Genomic DNA, 18,871 nt, shown 5'->3' with positions numbered 1-18,871 from the left:
CTATTCACTTTCCAGATACTCATATTTATATTCTCTTGTTGATGTTCCGTCAAGTTCGCGCAGTTCAATGTCCCTTCTTGCTCCTCCCTGCCTGTCGAACCTGAACCTTCCTGTTGCGCCTTCATGTGTCCTGCCATAGATGAATTCCTTGAACCTGGCAGGATCCCCTTGTGATTCCCTTATCCCTTCCAAGATGAGTTTTGTTGCATCATAACCATATGGGGCTCCCCACCCGAAGCGTTGCTTTGCTACTGCACTGAATCTCGGACCGAACCTGTTCACTTTGTAAATCACTTTGCATCCTTCTGGGGGTATGACAATGGACTCTGAATTCTCTAATATGATCGCTTCAACTCCTGCATCATCAAGAAGAGCCTTGTATTTTTTCATATGGTATTCATCATGGAATACTGCTGCTCTGTTTCCCAGATATCTCTTTGTGAAATAGCTGTCCATCTCTATCCAAAGGTGGTCTACTCCCCTTCCTTTGAATATATCCATGAATATCAATGGTGAAGATAATGATTCCTGCTCTAGCATCACATCAAGCCCTTGGCTCTTGCAGTATTGCGCGATTGCATCATAAAGGTCTTCCCTATTCTGGTACAAGGATATCCAGTTCTTTGGTGTTCCTCTCATCCTCTCCGAGTCTGTGAAGCTGAACACCCATACATTGTCAGGTATCCTGAGCCTGTTCGGGTTTGCTGGTGATATGATGAAGTCAACATCCTTATCTTCAATCACGCTTTGCAGTGGCTTTCCTGTTTCTGTAGGGATCACCTCAGCTTCTCCGAATTCTCTTTCAGCCTCTCTTATCCCCTCGAACACAGCCGCATCAATAGGATGCCCCTGGCTGACTGGACCGACATATGCGATGCATGGCTCAAGTTTCTCTGGTTTATCTGTCCAATATTTATTGAATGCAACAGCACCTAATGTGATCATCATCGCTGTTAATGATATCCTTTTGACCCACCTGCCTAATCCCATCTAACCACCAGACCGGTCTGTTATGTTATTGTTTATATGAATTATTGGCCTTCTTTTATATGATTGGATTGATTTTGAGGCAAAAATCTTATATATCAGACGGCATTTTTAGGCTGAAAATGGATAAAAGGCCGCAGAATGAGCTGGATATTGATGAGATAGCCTCTTTTTGCAAGAAGAAAGGCTTTGTTTTTCCTAGTTCTGAGATTTATGGCGGCATCTCTGGTTTTTTTGATTTTGGGCCTTATGGTGTCGAGCTTTTCAACAACATAAAGCAGCATTGGTGGAAGCATTTTGTCCATGATAAGGAGAACATGGTCGGCATGGATGCCAGCATCATCTCGAACCCGAGGGTATGGAAGGCTTCTGGTCATCTTGACAGCTTCGGTGACATGGTCCTCTCATGCTCCAAGTGCAATAATAAGCTCAGGGCTGATCATTTCATCGGGGATGCGACCGGCAGGAATGTTGAGGGTGTCAAGGCATCTGATATCAACATGATTATACAGGACAATGGCCTTGTCTGCCCTAAATGCAGAGGTGCTTTCAAGGAAGTCAGGGATTTCAATCTTCTTTTCAGGACTTTTGTCGGCGCAGAAGAGGGTTCTGCAAGCGAGGTTTATCTGAGGGGTGAGACTGCCCAGGGCATGTTCACTGACTTTAGGCTCATTGCAGAGACAACGCGCCAGAAGCTTCCTTTCGGCATTGCCCAGGTCGGCAAGTGTTTCAGGAATGAGATCTCGCCCAGGGATTTCATGTTCCGTAGCCGCGAGTTCACGATTGCAGAGTTTGAGTTCTTCATTCATCCGGATGATAAGAAGTGCGATCTCCTGACAAAGGCTCATCTTGACCTCAAAGTCATGCTTTTGGATAAGGAATCCCAGGATGAGGATGATGCTAAGCTCAAGGAGACCACAATCGGCAAGATGGTCGAGGACAAGCGCCTGGATGGATGGCATGCTTATTGGCTCGCTGAGCAGATGATGTGGTTCTATGATATCGGCCTGAAGAAGGAGGATCTCAAGATCCGGGAGCACACCAAGAAGGAGCTTTCTCATTACAGCTCAGCGACCTTTGATATCGATTACAATTATCCTTTCAGCTCTAAAGAGATAGCAGGCAATGCGAACAGGGGCCAGTATGATCTGAATCAGCATATCAAGGAGTCCAAGGAGAAGCTTGCTGTGTTTGACGAGGACAAGAAGGAGCACATCATCCCCAGGGTGATTGAGCCTACCTTTGGCATGGAGAGGGTTTTCCTTGCAGTGCTGGTCGATGCTTATGATGACGACAAGGAGCGGGGCAATATTGTGCTCAGGCTGGATCCGAGGATTGCTCCGACAAAGGTTGCTGTGTTCCCTCTCGTCAACAAGGTGAATGATAAGGCAAGGGAGGTATTCGAGTCTCTCAGGAAGGATTTCACTTGCTTCTATGACAGGTCAGGTAGCATCGGAAGGCGTTATGCCCGTGCTGATGAGCTCGGGATCCCTTTTTGTGTGACAATAGATTTTGACACATTGCAGGACAGCACAGTCACTGTGAGGGACAGGGATTCGACCAGGCAGCTGAGGATGAGGATTGATGATCTTAAAGGCAGGATCAGTTGTTTTCTTGCCGGAGAAAAATTTGAGTGAGGTATTATAATGGCAATATCTGAATTGAAAGCGAAACAAGGGAATGTTGATATCACTGTTAATGTCGTTTCCAAGGATGGCCCGAGGCAGTTCGAGAAGTTCGGCAAGACCGGCCAGGTCTGCAATGCCATGGCTGAGGATCAGACTGGCAGGATCAAGCTGACTCTTTGGAATGAGCAGGTCGATCAGGTCAATATAGGTGATCAGGTCCATATAACTAATGGCTATGTGACTGAGTGGCAGGGTGAGCTCCAGCTTGGCACTGGCAGGATGGGAAAGCTCGAGGTTGTCGGGAAGTCATCTTCTGCTCCGGAATCAGCAGGGCCTGCACCTTCTGCAGCTCCCAAAGATGAGGATTCAGGATCTTCAGATGATTCTGATGTGGATGAGGAAGACATAGAATATTGATTTTTTTTCTTTTTGCGGTTTCTAGGAATTTATTATGGGACGGGAGGGATTTGAACCCCCGACACCCACGTACCGGTTTTTTAGCATAGGAATAGCGGCTAAATCCTTTAAAATGAGCTTTTCTACGTATTTGGACAGGTTTATGCGCTTCTTTTTCAAATTCTGGATTAATTCAAAATCAAGGCTCAAGTTGACTGGCTTCTTCGAAATCATGTAAATATCATGCGCATAGATTTTATTTAATACTTTGTAGTACCGGCATGGAAGCCAACACTGGCCGCCTTTTGCTAGTGGCCTGACTCGGGAATAGTCTAAAGAGATATTGATATTATATACACTTAGTGCGTCCGGAAATTTTTTAGTAATTTTTCAATTTTGGCCAAATTTTGCGTCATTTTTACTACATGTAACTACAAAACAGGGACGAAAAGCGAAAACTTTATATATTTAAAGTTGTATTAATATAATATAAAGAATAATCAATTGACGACTTTTATAGCGATGACAGTGATGAGAAAGATAAGAGTGAATTCTAAATTATTCTCATTAAGATTCTAGCCTTTAGTGGCTGGAATTTTAATTATTCAAATTAACTATCACTATGATAGCTATAATGGGAAGTGGTTAGAATGAAGTGAAAAAGAGAAGATGGTTTGATTTAGTTTTAAATATTTTCTTTTGATTTGAAAAACGATGTAGCTTTAGCTATACGAAATTGAAAAATAAGAGGTAGATATAATGAATAATCAGAATAGTGATAAGATAGATTGGACAGACGCTACAATCAATCCTGTTGTAGGCTGCACACATGGATGTACGTACTGTTATGCAAGAAGAATGGCTATGAGAAGAAGGCCATGGTGTCAATTGTGTTATAAGTTTGTGCCTCATGCACATTTGGAAAGACTAGATAAGTTGAAGCCCACGCAGAAGCCGAAGAAGATTTTCATTGATAGCATGTATGATTGGAACTGCAAGGACAACGACCCAAAGTGGACTGAAGCAATACTGGCAAAGATTAGGGAGTGCAGTCAGCATACATTTCAGATATTGTCAAAGTACCCTCAAGGCTATAAAGACTATGATTTTCCGGTTAATGTCTGGATTGGAACTAGTATTGATACGCAGGGAAGAGCTAATTTTGTGCTGGCGCCATTGAAGGAAGCAGAGGCCAGTGTGAAGTTTGTCTCTTTTGAGCCGTTGCTTGAAGAGGTCAATGTTGACTTGTCTGGCCTTCAGTGGATTATTATCGGAGCGAATTCTAATCGAGGTGCTGAGAGGCCTCCTCGAGAATGGGCTGATAAGTTGATAGCACAAGCGAGAGAGAAAGGAATTCCTGTATGGGTCAAGGACAATTACAATTATCCGGAAAGGATAAAAGAATTTCCGAAGGCAGAGGTGACAGTATGAGCATACCAATAAGAAAAGAAGGCAAGATAGTTGGAGAGGTGAAAGGCAAAACGTACTACACAACGAGAAGTCCTAAAAATGTCTTCAGGATGTTCATGTCAGTGAATATATCTGAGGACGTTTTGCTGGACCTTAAGCAATTGAAAGTGGATAACATCGAAATAACCTATAAAGACGAGAATAAGACCCTGATTTACACTGTCGGGGTCGATGAATTTCTCAGAGGTCAGACATATGAGTATAACGGAGACAAACAGAGATGTGTTAAACTTCGAAAATTGAAAAGGAAAGATGCAGGAGAGAATACCTTATTGAGGAAATATGTGGAGGTGAGCTAAAATGGATTTTTGGGAAGAGACACAGGTTGAAGCTTCTGACGATTTTAGAGCCTGTGAAGAAGCGGAAGAAATGTTTCGAAGAGGAGAGATAAGAATTCCAGAGAAATACAAGAGTAGAAGTTATGGGAGCATTGTGGATGAGTTGAATGAAGTCTTTGGAGAAAGAGAATACAATACCTTGCCTGAGAAAGTTGAATTGGTCATTATCTTTCATGAAGAATGGCCTGAGGCAGTAAAGTATCAGTTTCACTCAAAAAGCAATGTGGGAGAGAGAAATGCAATGGGAATTTTGGCGACAGTAAGATACAATGTCAATGCTTCAAATATGATAATGGGGGACAAATACCCGCTTGCCCTTAGTCGTGGAGCAATGGTTGGCCTGGCTAACTATATCAAAAACAATGGAGGCAACTATGATTTGAATGACCGGACGTTTAAAGTGTTGAATAAGAATAGGAAGACGTATGTATGGAAAGAAATCAAGCGGACTTCACATACTGGTAAGTAAGTCAGTAAGTCTGTCAGTATGTAATACAGTGTATTGCTATGTTGGTTCATATATCCCTTGGTCAATTCATACTCCAGTTTGTGAATCAATAATACAATACCTGTGTTGGTTAATAATAAAGTCTGTATGGGAGTAATATTGTTTTGAAGAGTGTTTATTAGCTCTTCATTAAGTTATCCAGTTTGTAACTGGAGATAAAATAAGAAAACAGGTGAACAATATGAAGAAGCGAAGAAAGAATATTGAAAAGTTGGATTGGGAAGACTCCCAAGACTATGAAGACAGTGACTCGTGGGACAACGAGGATGTTGGAGATATCAAAGGTATGTATTGAGGGCATTGTTGTCCTTATTTTTGATGTCTCACCAGGGCTAAAATGGGCTGATTTGGGAGGTCTTTTCTGACGTCCTTGCTTTGTTGTTCAGGTCGACAAAAGCCTCTCCAATCGCTTTATTTTAAGCCTGGTAGCATTCCAGTAGAAAGTTTATGGCCCTCTTTGACACCATCAGGATAGTATACCTCGCTGACGACTGCCCAAATATCAAAAAACCATGGTAATATTTATATATTATCTTGCCATCCACCTTATGAATTTGGGTGTTGTGGGGGTTATCTCCTATTTTGTTTTGGTATAAGATATTATTATTAATTTAGGGTATTAAAATGAATAACACACAAGATAACTTGAAAAGATTAGTTAAAAGTATTGAAACTAGCACTCCGAAAAAATTTGGCCGGCTTAATTTTGCTTATATTAGAGTTCTTACCTTACTGGATTATATGCGAGTCATTGATAAAAATGCTAAGCAATTACAAGTACCAGAAAATATGGAATTGATTAAGACTGGACAATCTCCTTCACAACGCTTGTGGGAGTATATTATTTTAGAAATAGTGAGTTTTTATAATTTAGCAAGAAAGTATAATTCCTCTTCTACAATACATTTTCCTAAGTTTCCAAAATACCTTAATAAATTGGAAAGGTTTCGCAATAAAATAATTGCCCATTTAGATGATGAGGAAGAATTGAAATCAGGTAAGGATTGGTTAAATGCTTATTCAATTATCAATAATATTGGTTTTGAAATGATTGTTAATGACTTTGATATATTCTATAAAGATTGTGTTCGCTTGTTTTCACCAGAATTTATGTAAGTTGACCTCAATTTGGTCTTACTATCAATTCAATGCATGATTAACAACTGTTTTACATTCATTGACACTATCCAGGTTTCTTATCTTATCACAGGCTTCTAGATTTAGAGTCCGTGTTGCAACTTCATAAAAGCATTGGTCTAGTGGTGGTCCCCCCACACTACGACCTATTTTGATAAGACTTTCACAAAAACCCATAGTATATTCTTCTGGTTTCATTCTTGGAGCAAAATATTCTGCACAAGATTCACTTTCATCTCCAAAAATTTCAACACATGATGAATATGAGGTGGTTTGGGATGAAATGCTGCTTATACAACTTTCTTTGTTTCCTTCTGGAAGTTTAGCACATATTGATGGGTCCTTATTCTTCACTGCTACTGCAACATAGCACCCCACATAGTTAACTCCTGCATTATCACAATCTGCCAAAGAAAATTCTGGCACTATTCTTGCAAGACCGACATAGCAGTCACCTTTGAATTCTCCTGCGTCATCACAGAGAGAAGTATCTTTAAAATAAACACCCATTGCTGCTAAACATACATCAGGCCTTTCCTCTTCATCATACAATTGTGTTGGGATAAGAGACAAATCACATATTGTATTACCAATTTCCATATCTTCTTGTGTAATTTTAAGATTTGAGAAACCACAAGCAATGTTTGTTACCATATAATTATAGGTATCATTCTTGCATTTGGTATGATAAAGGTCATATTGCTGATAACATGCAGTCACATTTTCTGTTTTCAAACATATACTATGATTATAGGAACCTTTAGCTACTTGCATAAAACAATCATTTTTAGTTGAAATAAGCTCTTCACACATATTTGCATCAAGGTTTGTTACAGCTAGTGTAAAAATACATTTTTCAACATCTTCTTGTGTAAATTCTCTACTAGCCATTCCTGAGTAAGTAGTCTTTCCTTCATAATCCTTGCATTGTTCAATACTATCTGCTTTTTCAATAAGACAGTCTTCATCAATTACATAAGATACCAATGGATTGTTTGAGGTATCTTGTTCACATTCTTCAAAGATTAAATCTGTCTCTGATTTGTTAGTTGTAGAACTGCAACCCCAAATAAATAGTACTAGAATCAGAATTGGGACAAGTATAATCCTCTTTTTCATTTTACTAATATATGAAGTAGTATTTATAAAGGTTATTTTCTTATTCAGTGATAACATTTAAATATCAATATAGCCCTTAATATTTAACTTTGATGGGGTTAACAAAATGAAAACGAATGAATTTCTAGATTCACATATAGACCATTCAGAGCATCCACCAAGGCCACAACCTTATCACCACGAAGCGCATCATCATGAACCCACACACCATCGAACTCATCCACAACATATAGAAAAAGTAGAAGCTCATGATAAGCCAGAAGAAGTTAAAGATTATCCTGCTTACCAAATTGATGAGTCTCAAGAAAGAGAGATATATCATGTTAACATTGCAAATCCTATATCACTCGGGATAAATATCGCGATTGGTATGTTTATAGTATTTCCATTGTTTGTAATTGCTATTTTTGTTATACTATTGCTTTTTGGAGTTTCAGTTGGCTCAATCTTTTGATTAACGCCTGAAGCTTCTGAGGAGTGTGGTGGATTGGATGAAAAATGAAAAAATATGTTTACCTATTAAAGTAAAAAAGAGGAGATACTGATGAATAATAATATTAAGGATTACTTTTCAGGATTATTAATAATATTTGTAATTGCTATCGGAACTTTAATGTTAATCTGGGCAAATGATATTTTTATGCAACTGTTTCTATATGCAGTATTCGGATTTCTTACCTATAAATGGGTGAGATACTGCAAACAACAAAAAGACAAGAAAGTATTACTAATGAGACATTTGCTTGTTCCTGCTATTATTATATATTTTATTTTTGTTGGTATTACTTATTTTCCAGTTTATGATTATCAGATGTATAATCCTGGATATAATCAGACTGGGGAATCTGGTAGCCTTTTCTTGTATAACTTGAGGTTGAATTTAGGAAATTTTAGTGGTTATTTCTTCCTATTGTTTATATTCATTTTTCTGGTTTATATCTGGTCAGATAAATTAACTAAAAAAAGGGTGAGAAAAAACAAATGAATATAATTTAGATAATTCCTACCTCATCCAGAACCTATACCAGTCGTAATTGACAAATGCCCTTTATGAGCCTTCTAAATCTTAAATTGGGCCTTTTTCTTGACAACATTTAAATATTCTCTTGCAATACAAGTAAAAGGGGTTGGTTAAGTTGTTATATAGAATCTATGGACTAAAGCATATATTCCTCATAGTCTTTATAGTTTTTCTATCAAGTCCACAGAGCTTTGCTGATGGCTTATTTTCCTTGTCTGTTGATACTAATCAATTTGAATATGCTGAGGATGAGCAGGTACATATCGAAGGTATGGTGCGGATAAATGGGGTAGAAGCTTCCATGCAGGATGTGGGGTTGAGGATTAACTCTTTGTCTGATAATACTCTTGAGCCAATTGATTTAGAAACAACATCTAATATTGATGGAGAATATGAGTTCTATTATGATAATAATCTTAATATCGGGGCTTATTATTTAGAAGCAAGTTGTGGGGATGCTGATAAATCCCTATATTTTATTGTATCTGATAAATCTATTCCCTTAATATCGAATGCAAAGGCCACAAACAAACAATATGGAGAACTAGATTTTGTCTGGACCACGAATGAGCCTGCAACCAGCAAGATTGAGTATGGTGAAACAGAAAGTTATGAATTAGGAACAATACAATATCAATCACTTGTTGAGCAACATAAGATTAGATTGTATAATCAAAAACATAATACAAAATACTTCTATCGTGTTAGCTCTATTGATAATAATATGAATGAAGCTACTAATACTGGTACTTTCCAAAGCTATAATGGGCCGTATTTTGTGGATATTGAGGGTGATGGGGACTCTGATTCAGTATTGGATTCTCAAGATAATTGCTTAGACATAGCCAATCCAGGACAAGAAAATAGTGATGATGATTCTTTTGGTGATGCCTGTGATAACTGTCCTGACTTGACTAACCTCAACCAAGAAGATAATAATGATAATGGCATTGGTGATTTGTGTGAGGATAAGGATAATGATGGTTATAATTTATTTGAGGACTGCGATGATAGTGATGCATCAATCCACCCGGGTGCCACTGAAATCTGCAACAATGCGAATGACAACTGCAATCAGTTAATTGATGAGGATTTAACCAGAGAATGTGGAGATACCAACAAGGGTATATGCACATTTGGAGAAGAATCTTGTTATTATGGTGTATGGATAAACTGTGATGCTACTTTTCCCGAGACTGAAATTAACGATAATCTTGACAATGATTGTGATGGACAGATTGATGAAGATTTCATGAAAGAAGGGGAATCCAATGAAAATGATAATGAAGAGATGGAAGAACCTGAAAAAGAAAGTGGAAATAATACTATAATATTTGAAATGGAAGTGGTTTACCCAGACCAGAAACCTAATGAAGTAATTATTAATCATACTAATAATACTCAAGAAACTAACCTACAAATCAATAATAACAATTCTAATGAGAGTAATAATCTTGTTGAGAAAGAAAATAATGAAATAACTGGAGCAGTCGCAGGAACAGAGGACAATGTTATCACAATTAAGCCAATATTTTATGTCCCAATGCTTGGGCTGACGATATTGATAATGCTTATTTATTTTAGAAAAAAGTTACAAAAGTGAGGCAAAATGGTTGAGAATGAGCCTGAAATGGTAATAGAAGATTATCTAATTGATAATGGGTATAAGTATAATAATAAAGTACAACTTGTTGACTTAAAAGGCACCTCCAAATATCCAGGTCCTCACCAATTCAAGCCGGATTTTTATTTAGAGCGATATGATATTTACATTGAATTTGCAGGTAAACTAGCTAGTAAAAAATATCGTAAGCAAAAACAGAAAAAGACGGATATTTATAATGCAAATAATGTTCCTGTTTTTTGGATTACTTGGGAGACTCTTGGTCAGCTTGAATGGTTCTTTGATTTTGGCATGCGAATGACATTGTATGACCATAAAAAATGGCTAGCTTTGGTTGTATACCAAATAAAGAATTTTGGTGTTATTAATTGGATTATATTGGGTTTTTTTATATACCTAATTGTTGCAAAACCCTATAAATGGATATCAGCGATAGTTTTGTTAGCATTTCTCATATACCATATTATTATGGTTTACAAGGAAATCAATAGAGGATTGTCAATAAGAAATAAAAACCAGAAGAAGAATAAGGAATATTCTATTATTTCAGCAAAAGAATATTGGAAATGATAAAATCTCTGATGACACAGCCTACCTCGTCCAGAATCTATACCAGTTAGTCAACCTTCTCGGTTCTGAACAGTCTTAAACAATTCATGGAACTTATCCGCAACCTTCTCATACCAGTAGTCAGCCTGCTGGCCTTTTGCTAGATAGTGGTTGGCAGAGACTGACTTTCCTGACCTCCCCTGAATCCAGTCTGCTACTGACTCAGGCACCTGGTTATAGAGCAGAAAGTTGTAATTCCATTTTCTTAGGTATTTGAATGTGACACTGGCGCCTTTTTCTTTGACTTTTACAGCTAAGGACTGGTAAGTATTGGTGACAGGATGCAAAATTTCATAAACAAATTTGGGTAAGTAGATATTGTTGATATTCTTGGTATTGCGCAGGAGCCCTACACTGTAAGACACATAATTGGAATGCACCCTGAAGCGCTTGGGGTCGTAGTTGCCGAGGAAGTCCAGGGCTTCGACATACCTTATTCCAGAGCAGGCCAGCACAATGTAGACCATCCTAAGTGACTTGTGGCTCTTGATTATCTCAAAATTCTTTATTATCTCATCATTGCTGGGCACGTATATGTCTTTATGGCCTCTTGGTATCTTAAGGTATTTCCTGTAATAATTGATGGCCTCTTCAGTCATATACTCATGATACTCGCAGAAATTGAGGTATACCCTGGCTGCTACAATGAGATTCTTTATGCCTCGTTTCTTGCTCAGGATGTATCTGTTTAGCTCCTGTGGGCTCCTGAAAGACCTTTGGGACAGGTGTTTCTTGAAATAGGCGCCGGTCTGGGTTATTGTGTGAGGATAATACTTTGTTTTGAGCCATTCAATGAATTCGTCATATCTTGAAAACTTTATGGCCAAATCATGCGCATGTTTTTGCTGTTGAAATGCAGAAAAGACATTATTTCCTTCGTGGATTGAAGGATTAAGTATGGGACGGGAGGGATTTGAACCCCCGACACCCACGTATCAGAGACCTGATGGAATCAGGCTTCTTCAGCGTGGTGCTCTCCCAGGTTGAGCTACCGTCCCTTGAATTCAAAAGCTCATTACCTTCATTTATATACTTTATGGTAAAATCAGGTCTGTCCGGTTCTGAAGCCAGTTGGGTCTGGTGAAGCGAGATTCCGGGCAGACCAGGCAAAATTATCATTATCTGAGTATATATCCTATATGCTTAAAATATATATAGTTTATGTAGAATATTTGTCTCATGACACTTTGGGTGCCGTGGGAGATTGTAAAAATTGAGGGTGGTGTGGCTCATCTGAGGCGCGGTGAGTATAAGTCAAGGGCCAGGCTTGTTGAATCTGGTTTCAATGTTGGTGACTTTGTCAGGATCCAGGGCGGTCTGGTTGTTGGCAGGGTGAGCGATTCAGAGAACAGGGAGACAAAGGTTTTCTGGAAAAGGTTTCTTTGAGATAAATATAAGAAAAAGTTGAACAAAATAAAAGAATTAATTTTTTCCTTCTATCCTGAAGTATACCAATGGCGCATTCAGTGTTGATGGGTCTGGCCTGTACATCATGGTCTGTCCTGCCTGCTTTGTTGCCACAATATCACCGAAAGGTATCGGCTCTGGCACAAATGGCAGTGATGTTCCCTGATAGATGTCATAGAGGTTGCTGCCGTTCTCATTCCATGCAAGCTCCACTCCGCCTGTTATCTTATACACTTCAAGGTCTATCCCATCGTTCTGGTTCCTTGGGAATAAGCTGACAATATTTGACCATGGGCTTTTTATTCCCCACATATCTTCAGATTGCACTCTGTAGTCATATTGTCTTCCATTTACAGCAGGAACTGTTGCATGTATCCCATCATGCCTATAATTAGTAGCCATCATTGGGAAGGGATCAGCAGGATGTCCGAAAAGCCATTGGAATCCTGTCAGGTTCTCATCGACTTCCCCATTGTATCCGAATGCTGCTGGATCAGCTGTCCATGTCAGGTCGCAATACCCATTTCCAGCTACTCCGGAAAGCACAACTGGCTGCACAAGCAATGAGATTTCCTCATCTTCAAGTGTTTCATTTGCCTTCTTCTCCAATGCTTCTGCACGGAGTGGCTTGAATGGTTCAGGAATAACAGTTATCGTGTTTGACCATGCTCCTTCTTTGATTCCTCTGTCTGTCATCCCTACGGGTCTTACGCAATACTGGACAAACCTTACCTGTTCTGCAAGTGTCCTGTCTCCTGGAAAACTGTGTGGATCATGTGAGTACTGGTCTCCTATGTAGTCCTCAAGTGTTGTCCCTTTTTCCATTGATGCAATCTGCTCCCATGCTTCTCCATTCACTGACCTGAACACATCATATCCCATGAGATCTATATTCTCAGCAAATGGATCGCACTCTTTCCATTGTATCCTGTTGACAAGATCGCTGTCTGATGTGCCCTTGAGGAAGGGATCCACTGAACATCCCATCTCACTTTGTCCAAGATTATATCTTGCTGGATTGATGTTCTCCCTTGCTTCAGCTCTTGCTGCATTGCCGATCAGAAAAATCCCCCCAGCAGCACTCAGGAACCCTCGCCTTGTTGTTGGCGGAGCCTTCTCAAGTGCAACTGCTGCACCTGCAACTGCAGTGAGTGCAGTCACTGGAACAACTAGCCCAGCTGCTGTCTTTGCAAGGTCTCCCATCATGGTCCTTGGGTTGTATCTTTTTGCAATATTCTCTAATTCTGATGGCCGGTATGTTATTATGTCGCTCATTTTTTTCACCTTACACTATCTCGATCAAGAATGCTAACACACCGCCATTGTATTCCCAGTCCATATGGTTTGCATCATAGTAGAGCTGGAAATAGAACTGTTCGTTGTAGCCTGTTCCGTCAGTGTCAAACACTCCGACGTCATTCCAGATGTTCTCATCCTGGTCCAGGTTTATTAATGCAGGGTTGCTTCCTGTCTTGTACCTGATCTTGTTCGGGTATATTATGTCGGCCGGGTAGTTTTTTCCGACGAGCTTTGACACCCTGAGCTTGGCATCCATGAGCACTCCCTGGCCTTCTTTGTCATCATTCGAGTCCATGGATGTCATTACAGGCCATTGCTGGGCATTGTTGTACATGTTGACCTTGAGTGTGCCCCAGCTCAGGCCAGATCCCACAGTTATCGTGACCGGCTGGTTCGCAAGTACCTCGTCGACATTCTCATATAATGGGTTTGTCCATGGCTCATGCCAGAAGACTTTCATCGCAGGATTGATTAGCCTTATGCTCCACAGGCAGTCTCCGTCCATCCTCTCTGTTATTTCCAGGTCGCCTTCGAATCTTGCCTTGTATCCTGCCCCGCTCGAGATGGGATTTGATGTCCTTGCAAGATTGACTTCAAACACCCTGTCTGCGACAGGGTTCGGGCATGTCAGTATCGCATCTGCATCCATGCCGTCTACATATGGGACTGTCTGGTCCCATGCCTGTACCATGATGTGCAGGATGTTCCCTGTGTAGGCATATTCATATTCAGGATAGTCGCTGTTTCTTTCTCCGTATCCTGTCTGGTATGGGAACACGACATGGAATGAGCTCACGCTCGGGAGCCCGTTTCCTGGCGGGCAGTTTACATCACAGTATCCGTCGCCGTTTGTATCGATGCCGCATGCTCCGTTCCAGCATCCCAGCTCGCAGTAGTGGCTTGTTGAGACCACATCAAGATATGCATCGCAATAGTATTCTTGTACATTGAATGCATCGATGCATGCATCTGGGTATGATCCGGTATTGTGGTTCACTGTTCCTGCTGTCTCTGGCACATCTCCTCCGTCAGAGTCTGTGCAGAAAGGTGCAGCATCGCATGCTCCGTTTGTGCATCCGTCTGCGCATAGTTGTGTGCTCATCTGCAGTCTTCCTTCTGTATCGCAGTAGAACTCTGCCACATAATCCCCATTGCACCAGTCCGTGAATGAGTATGGTCCGCAGTAGATGCCTATGCATCCGATTGTGCCTGAGGTTGTTCCTATATTATCATAATCTGGTCCTGGTGTTGCATCAGTCTCAGAGCAGTCGCATACGAATCCTTCATCTGCATCTCCGTCGCAGTCCTGATCGACAAGATCACACACTTCAGGCGCTCCCGGATAGATTGTTGCATTGAGATCATTGCAGTCTGTCTGGTTTCCATTCGGGCAGACATCATCACCAGGATTCCCATACCCATCTGAGTCATTGTCTATGCATATCTGTCTTGGTTTGAGTATTGGTCTTTTGGTTATCAGTTGCGGATTTTCGTACTGCAGGCTTTCTGGGCTTCCAGCAGTGTCCTTGTTGAGGAATGCGCTTCCTGTGTGCGCAAAGAATGCAAGGATCAGAGTCATTAGTATTGTACTGAATATTGCACTGGCGAGCAGATATCTTGTTTTCATTAATAATCCCCCCTATTTATCCACTAAGAAGTACTAACTAGTATTTAAATATTTTTAGCCAGCTCTTCAGGATATCATTTTAATGCTGTATTGGGTTCAATAACCATTGGATTGGGTTCAGGGGCCAGATATTTGGTCCAACCTGATTTTTGTTTATTGACAATATTGAAAATATATATTGAAATATATTTTGTTCTTTTTTTCTTTTTCCGATTTATGATCAGATCCATGTTTATATGCTCCTATCCCCAATGCATAGGAACTCAGTTTGCTCATTAATGACTCCTAATAAAATCTTATATAGATAGGGTGGTTGGAGACATTATCGGCATTTGCAGGTGTTTCAATGGGAAAAGGGGTGATAGACAAAATTGCTTTCTTCATTTTTGTAGCCTTTTTCATAGCGACCTTGCTGATAGCCTCGTTTCAGGTCAACATTCTTTCCCATGAGCTGTACCACTTCTATAGCCACAGCCCCCAAAGCTCAGCTATCTGTTTTGAGAGGGATCTCTCCACCAGCGTTGTAGCATTCACAGTGCACGAGGAGAAGGTCTCATTCAAGGGTGCAGATCACGGGGAGGATGCAGGGTTTGATTCATACTATCAGCTCGAGGATGCAGAGGAAGAGCACCTTGCAAATACGATCGGCTTCGCTTCATCCCTTTCTTTTTTTCTTATTGGAAGCCTGCTGCTGATCCTTCTCACGATAAGGCTGAGGAAATAGGTTCTTGTTCGCTTCATCCTTTTGCCAGTTGATTTGATGGGAAAATTTCAGGATTCAGGCAAATTTGATATAACATATTTCATCCCTGTAATTTTCCCTTGTGCCATACGGATCAGGGCAGAGTATCCGTCATATAAGGGATATCAGTTCTCCCTGATCTCATAGCAGATCACATTATGGCAATAAGGTGTTGTATTGACAATATTTTTTGTGTTGATGGCATCCATTATCGCTGTCCTATCAACATAAGAATATTCGTTGCAGTTGCGCAGCTCTTCGCCCGGAGCAAGGTTTTCTATGTACACACCTTCCCATTCAGGCTCTTTCCATATTTTGTCAGTCATATCATATTCTTGCAGGCAATGGTTCTGCCCATCTGAGCCCCTGCTGAAATAAGTCCTGTTAGCATACACCGCCTGCTCGCCTTCAAATGCTGTTGCAGCCCTGTATTCTCTTGTCGCTCCGCTGCTGGTCCCGTCTGAGAATATGCTTATCGTGAAACTTTCAGGGAGTTGGGGCTCTTTGTCAGTCATTGTTTCAGTGCATCCTACTGCAAGGATCATCAGTGTTGGCAATATGTACATCATTTTTATGTATTTCATTTTTTCACCTACAATGTCTTCATGATCTGGTTTGCGATGATGTTGAAGATTATCATGATGATGAATGATATCACGCAGTAGAGCATCGTGCTTTTCATGAGGTTTGTCCCTACTGTGTATTTCTCATTCAGCTTGTCTGAGCCGTTCTCTATTCCGTTCGCGAGCACTGTGAGTATGTAGATTATCTGCACAACATAGACTCCGACGATTATCTGGAAATAGTATGTCGGGATTCCTTCTGAGAACATCTGCACAAGCGATGTCCCTGCCCCCACTGCTGCCTCGTCTGTTATCTGTGTCATCTGCAGCCTTAGCTTGCCTATTATTGATGTTATCATGGATGTTATCCCTATGACTATGCCTGCTATTGTCGGTGTCAGGAATTTTATCTGCGACTGCATTGATGAGATGACGTCCTGCAGGAGGTCCTTGAGCCTTTCGTCTACCTTGTGCATCTCCTTGATGTATTCTGACACATTCATCAGCGCCTGCGCTGCGACAAGGGGCCCTTTCTTGACGCTTTCTGTGAGCACCTTCATCGAGCTCTCTATCATGTTGCTCGGGAATTTGGAGAGCGCGCCTTCATGGGTGTCGAATATTGCCTGTTCTACGCTCATGCCGAGCCTGCGTATGTTCAGCGATACGAAGTCGAAGAATTTTCCGCTGTTCGTGCCAACCATGGTGTCGCTCACCTTGCTGAATGCTATCTCAGCCGGAAGCCCGTCGCCGAGGCGGTTTCCGAGCTGGAACAGCGCTGATGCGAACTCTATCTCGAGCTTCTTGGCCTCTTCCCTTATCTTTATGAATTTCTTTGTCTTGAGTGTCAGGTTCAGGCCGAAGAGGAGCGCTATCCCCATGGGTATCAGGAGGCTCAGCAGCGATGCGAGGAACCCGTATGGTCCCATGACATCACCTGTATCTGTTGTCCTGTATCCGAGGAGTTCGAATCCGAGTATGGTAGCATCAGGCATCTTGAGTGCATGCATGATCACTGGGCTGAATCCGATTATTATCATTGCGATGCCTATCGCGAAGCTGAATAATACCGGGTTGATTGCTATGCTGTACGGCCCGAGGTTGAATATGATCTTGTTCAGGTTGTCCTTGTCAGGATGGCTCTGGCTTATGTCGCTGTTTCCGTAGCCTGTGGGCCTTTTTGATAGTATTGTCTTGCCGAGGAAATAGACCCCTGCAGGCAGGAGGAAATTGTAGAGCACAGCTATGTGATACCATGTTATGCCCTTCATGAAGCTGACGACGAGCGGCAGTATGACAAGGCCGAGGATAGGCAGTATTATCCCAAGCATGTGGAGCATGGTTATCGGACTCTTGAGATTGTATGCGTAGTGGAGCATCTTTTCATATGTCTCTTCTAGTATCACAGACAGGGCTTTCTCGAGTGTCGAGACCCTGCGTGCCTCGTCTGTCTCATACAGCGAAGACATGACCAGGTGGAAGCTCTCCACGAATTCCATGTTGTACTGCTTCCATGAGTCCAGATAGAAGTCAAGGCTCTCTTTTATTGTCGCGAACTCCTGTGTCTCCACATCCCACAGGACTTTTTTCAGGTCGAGGGATAATGGCGGATTCAGGTGGTTTGCTGCGAACTCGACTGCAAGCTCGAGGTTGCTCGTATGCCTCATGTATGTCACCACATAGAATATGCAGAGCACCATCTGGTTGCTCGCCTGGAGCCTCCAGTTGTCTGCGAGGAAGTATGGCATCTTCGTGAATGCGCCCCAGACAGACGCGCCGACTATCACAGATACGAAGAGCAGGAATGGGCTTCCGAATATAAGTATGCTTAGCATGCCGCCGAAGAATATTATGACAAGCGGCGCGAGTATCGCCAGGCTCTGCACGCCTTCTGGGGTTACTGTGAGATGGCATGTCCTGATCGCGTTCTTCAGCTCAGGGATCTTCTTTGCATCTGGCTGTATCTTGAGCACTTTGGCAGCTATCCTGCATGCGTTCTCATAGAAGGTCATGTGCTTCGGCAGGTACTGTGATTTGAATTCTGTGTATTCCTGTGTTGTCACTGCCTTTGGTGCGTCTTCATCAAGTGTGGGTGTCTGGAGCTGGGCATTGAAGTTCTTCTTGTATTTGTTTATGAGATCCTCCATCTCTTTCTTGTCAATGGTCATTCTCTGCCCCTTCTGCTCCCCTTTTTAAATATCTTGGCTGTTTTTATTTGCTTGATTATTATAAATTTATCGTGCATTTTATTGTCAGATTCACAGCAGATTGTCAGAAGATGCATATTCTCTTACTATTGGAGAATAATGAAATGTCTTTTGCGGAATGTTCTTTTGCTGTCTTTTCAGACCCTCTTGGACCATTTTTTTCCCTAAAAAATATAAATGACGCTTATAAAT

Annotated in this window: 20 protein-coding genes and 1 tRNA gene; 12 read left to right on the top strand and 9 right to left on the bottom strand. The window is 41.2% G+C overall.

Annotation, left to right across the window (positions count from 1 at the left end; genetic code table 11):
• The gene (locus JW968_05300; protein MBN1386359.1) at positions 1-990 is read right to left on the bottom strand and encodes a hypothetical protein; all 990 of its coding nucleotides are present in this window, start codon (positions 988-990) and stop codon (positions 1-3) included.
• 119 nt (positions 991-1,109) lie between these two features.
• Between JW968_05300 and JW968_05295 the strand changes: the two genes are divergently transcribed.
• Together JW968_05295 and JW968_05290 are read left to right on the top strand one after the other, a co-directional pair.
• Positions 1,110-2,624, top strand: a complete 1,515-nt coding sequence (locus JW968_05295; GenBank protein ID MBN1386358.1) for a glycine--tRNA ligase — start codon at positions 1,110-1,112, stop codon at positions 2,622-2,624.
• Positions 2,625-2,633: 9 nt separating this feature from the next.
• On the top strand, positions 2,634-3,032 hold the full coding sequence (locus JW968_05290) for a DNA-binding protein (protein MBN1386357.1): 399 nt from the start codon (positions 2,634-2,636) through the stop codon (positions 3,030-3,032).
• Positions 3,033-3,053: 21 nt separating this feature from the next.
• Here the strand turns inward: JW968_05290 and JW968_05285 are convergent, their stop codons facing one another.
• A complete protein-coding gene (locus tag JW968_05285; GenBank protein MBN1386356.1) occupies positions 3,054-3,245 on the bottom strand; it encodes a type II toxin-antitoxin system CcdA family antitoxin in 192 nt (63 codons plus the stop codon).
• Between the two features lie 525 nt (positions 3,246-3,770).
• Here JW968_05285 and JW968_05280 point away from each other — a divergent pair.
• The 4 genes from JW968_05280 (at position 3,771) to JW968_05265 (ending at position 6,443) form a co-directional block, all read left to right on the top strand.
• Positions 3,771-4,442: a DUF5131 family protein gene (locus tag JW968_05280; protein MBN1386355.1), complete on the top strand. Its 672-nt coding sequence runs from the start codon at positions 3,771-3,773 to the stop codon at positions 4,440-4,442.
• Complete coding sequence (locus JW968_05275; protein ID MBN1386354.1) at positions 4,439-4,780, top strand: hypothetical protein; 342 nt, start codon at positions 4,439-4,441, stop codon at positions 4,778-4,780. Before JW968_05280 ends, JW968_05275 begins: the two co-directional genes overlap by 4 nt.
• A 1-nt stretch (position 4,781) precedes the next feature.
• On the top strand, positions 4,782-5,288 hold the full coding sequence (locus JW968_05270; protein MBN1386353.1) for a hypothetical protein: 507 nt from the start codon (positions 4,782-4,784) through the stop codon (positions 5,286-5,288).
• Positions 5,289-5,951: 663 nt separating this feature from the next.
• Positions 5,952-6,443: a hypothetical protein gene (locus JW968_05265; protein MBN1386352.1), complete on the top strand. Its 492-nt coding sequence runs from the start codon at positions 5,952-5,954 to the stop codon at positions 6,441-6,443.
• Between the two features lie 24 nt (positions 6,444-6,467).
• On the opposite strand, the gene JW968_05260 is transcribed toward JW968_05265, so the two are convergent.
• Positions 6,468-7,583 (bottom strand): hypothetical protein, encoded by a 1,116-nt coding sequence (locus JW968_05260; protein MBN1386351.1) that lies wholly within the window; start codon positions 7,581-7,583, stop codon positions 6,468-6,470.
• Between the two features lie 106 nt (positions 7,584-7,689).
• Here JW968_05260 and JW968_05255 point away from each other — a divergent pair, with 106 nt between their 5' ends.
• From JW968_05255 to JW968_05240, 4 genes are all read left to right on the top strand, one after another.
• The gene (locus JW968_05255) at positions 7,690-8,037 is read left to right on the top strand and encodes a hypothetical protein (protein ID MBN1386350.1); all 348 of its coding nucleotides are present in this window, start codon (positions 7,690-7,692) and stop codon (positions 8,035-8,037) included.
• Positions 8,038-8,127: 90 nt separating this feature from the next.
• Positions 8,128-8,568, top strand: a complete 441-nt coding sequence (locus JW968_05250; GenBank protein ID MBN1386349.1) for a hypothetical protein — start codon at positions 8,128-8,130, stop codon at positions 8,566-8,568.
• Positions 8,569-8,710: 142 nt separating this feature from the next.
• Complete coding sequence (locus tag JW968_05245) at positions 8,711-10,207, top strand: putative metal-binding motif-containing protein (protein MBN1386348.1); 1,497 nt, start codon at positions 8,711-8,713, stop codon at positions 10,205-10,207.
• A 6-nt stretch (positions 10,208-10,213) separates the two neighbouring features.
• On the top strand, positions 10,214-10,798 hold the full coding sequence (locus tag JW968_05240) for a hypothetical protein (GenBank protein MBN1386347.1): 585 nt from the start codon (positions 10,214-10,216) through the stop codon (positions 10,796-10,798).
• Positions 10,799-10,848: 50 nt separating this feature from the next.
• Here the strand turns inward: JW968_05240 and JW968_05235 are convergent, their stop codons facing one another.
• Together JW968_05235 and JW968_05230 are read right to left on the bottom strand one after the other, a co-directional pair.
• A complete protein-coding gene (locus JW968_05235; protein MBN1386346.1) occupies positions 10,849-11,664 on the bottom strand; it encodes a hypothetical protein in 816 nt (271 codons plus the stop codon).
• A gap of 71 nt (positions 11,665-11,735) precedes the next feature.
• A tRNA-Phe gene (locus JW968_05230) sits at positions 11,736-11,835 on the bottom strand.
• Positions 11,836-12,016: 181 nt separating this feature from the next.
• Here JW968_05230 and JW968_05225 point away from each other — a divergent pair.
• Complete coding sequence (locus JW968_05225) at positions 12,017-12,223, top strand: hypothetical protein (protein ID MBN1386345.1); 207 nt, start codon at positions 12,017-12,019, stop codon at positions 12,221-12,223.
• A 36-nt stretch (positions 12,224-12,259) separates the two neighbouring features.
• Here the strand turns inward: JW968_05225 and JW968_05220 are convergent, their stop codons facing one another.
• On the bottom strand, positions 12,260-13,519 hold the full coding sequence (locus tag JW968_05220; GenBank protein MBN1386344.1) for a hypothetical protein: 1,260 nt from the start codon (positions 13,517-13,519) through the stop codon (positions 12,260-12,262).
• Positions 13,520-13,529: 10 nt separating this feature from the next.
• On the bottom strand, positions 13,530-15,170 hold the full coding sequence (locus tag JW968_05215; GenBank protein ID MBN1386343.1) for a putative metal-binding motif-containing protein: 1,641 nt from the start codon (positions 15,168-15,170) through the stop codon (positions 13,530-13,532).
• Positions 15,171-15,516: 346 nt separating this feature from the next.
• Here JW968_05215 and JW968_05210 point away from each other — a divergent pair, with 346 nt between their 5' ends.
• Positions 15,517-15,894, top strand: a complete 378-nt coding sequence (locus tag JW968_05210; protein MBN1386342.1) for a hypothetical protein — start codon at positions 15,517-15,519, stop codon at positions 15,892-15,894.
• A gap of 143 nt (positions 15,895-16,037) precedes the next feature.
• Here the strand turns inward: JW968_05210 and JW968_05205 are convergent, their stop codons facing one another.
• Both JW968_05205 and JW968_05200 read right to left on the bottom strand, forming a co-directional pair.
• On the bottom strand, positions 16,038-16,496 hold the full coding sequence (locus tag JW968_05205) for a hypothetical protein (GenBank protein ID MBN1386341.1): 459 nt from the start codon (positions 16,494-16,496) through the stop codon (positions 16,038-16,040).
• An 8-nt stretch (positions 16,497-16,504) separates the two neighbouring features.
• Positions 16,505-18,640, bottom strand: a complete 2,136-nt coding sequence (locus JW968_05200) for a hypothetical protein (protein MBN1386340.1) — start codon at positions 18,638-18,640, stop codon at positions 16,505-16,507.
• Positions 18,641-18,871: the final 231 nt, after the last annotated feature.

It is taken from the genome of Candidatus Woesearchaeota archaeon, from assembly GCA_016928155.1.
In the GTDB taxonomy this organism is placed as follows: Archaea; Nanobdellota; Nanobdellia; order Woesearchaeales; family JAFGLG01; genus JAFGLG01.
This window is presented reverse-complemented; position numbering and strand designations above follow the sequence as displayed.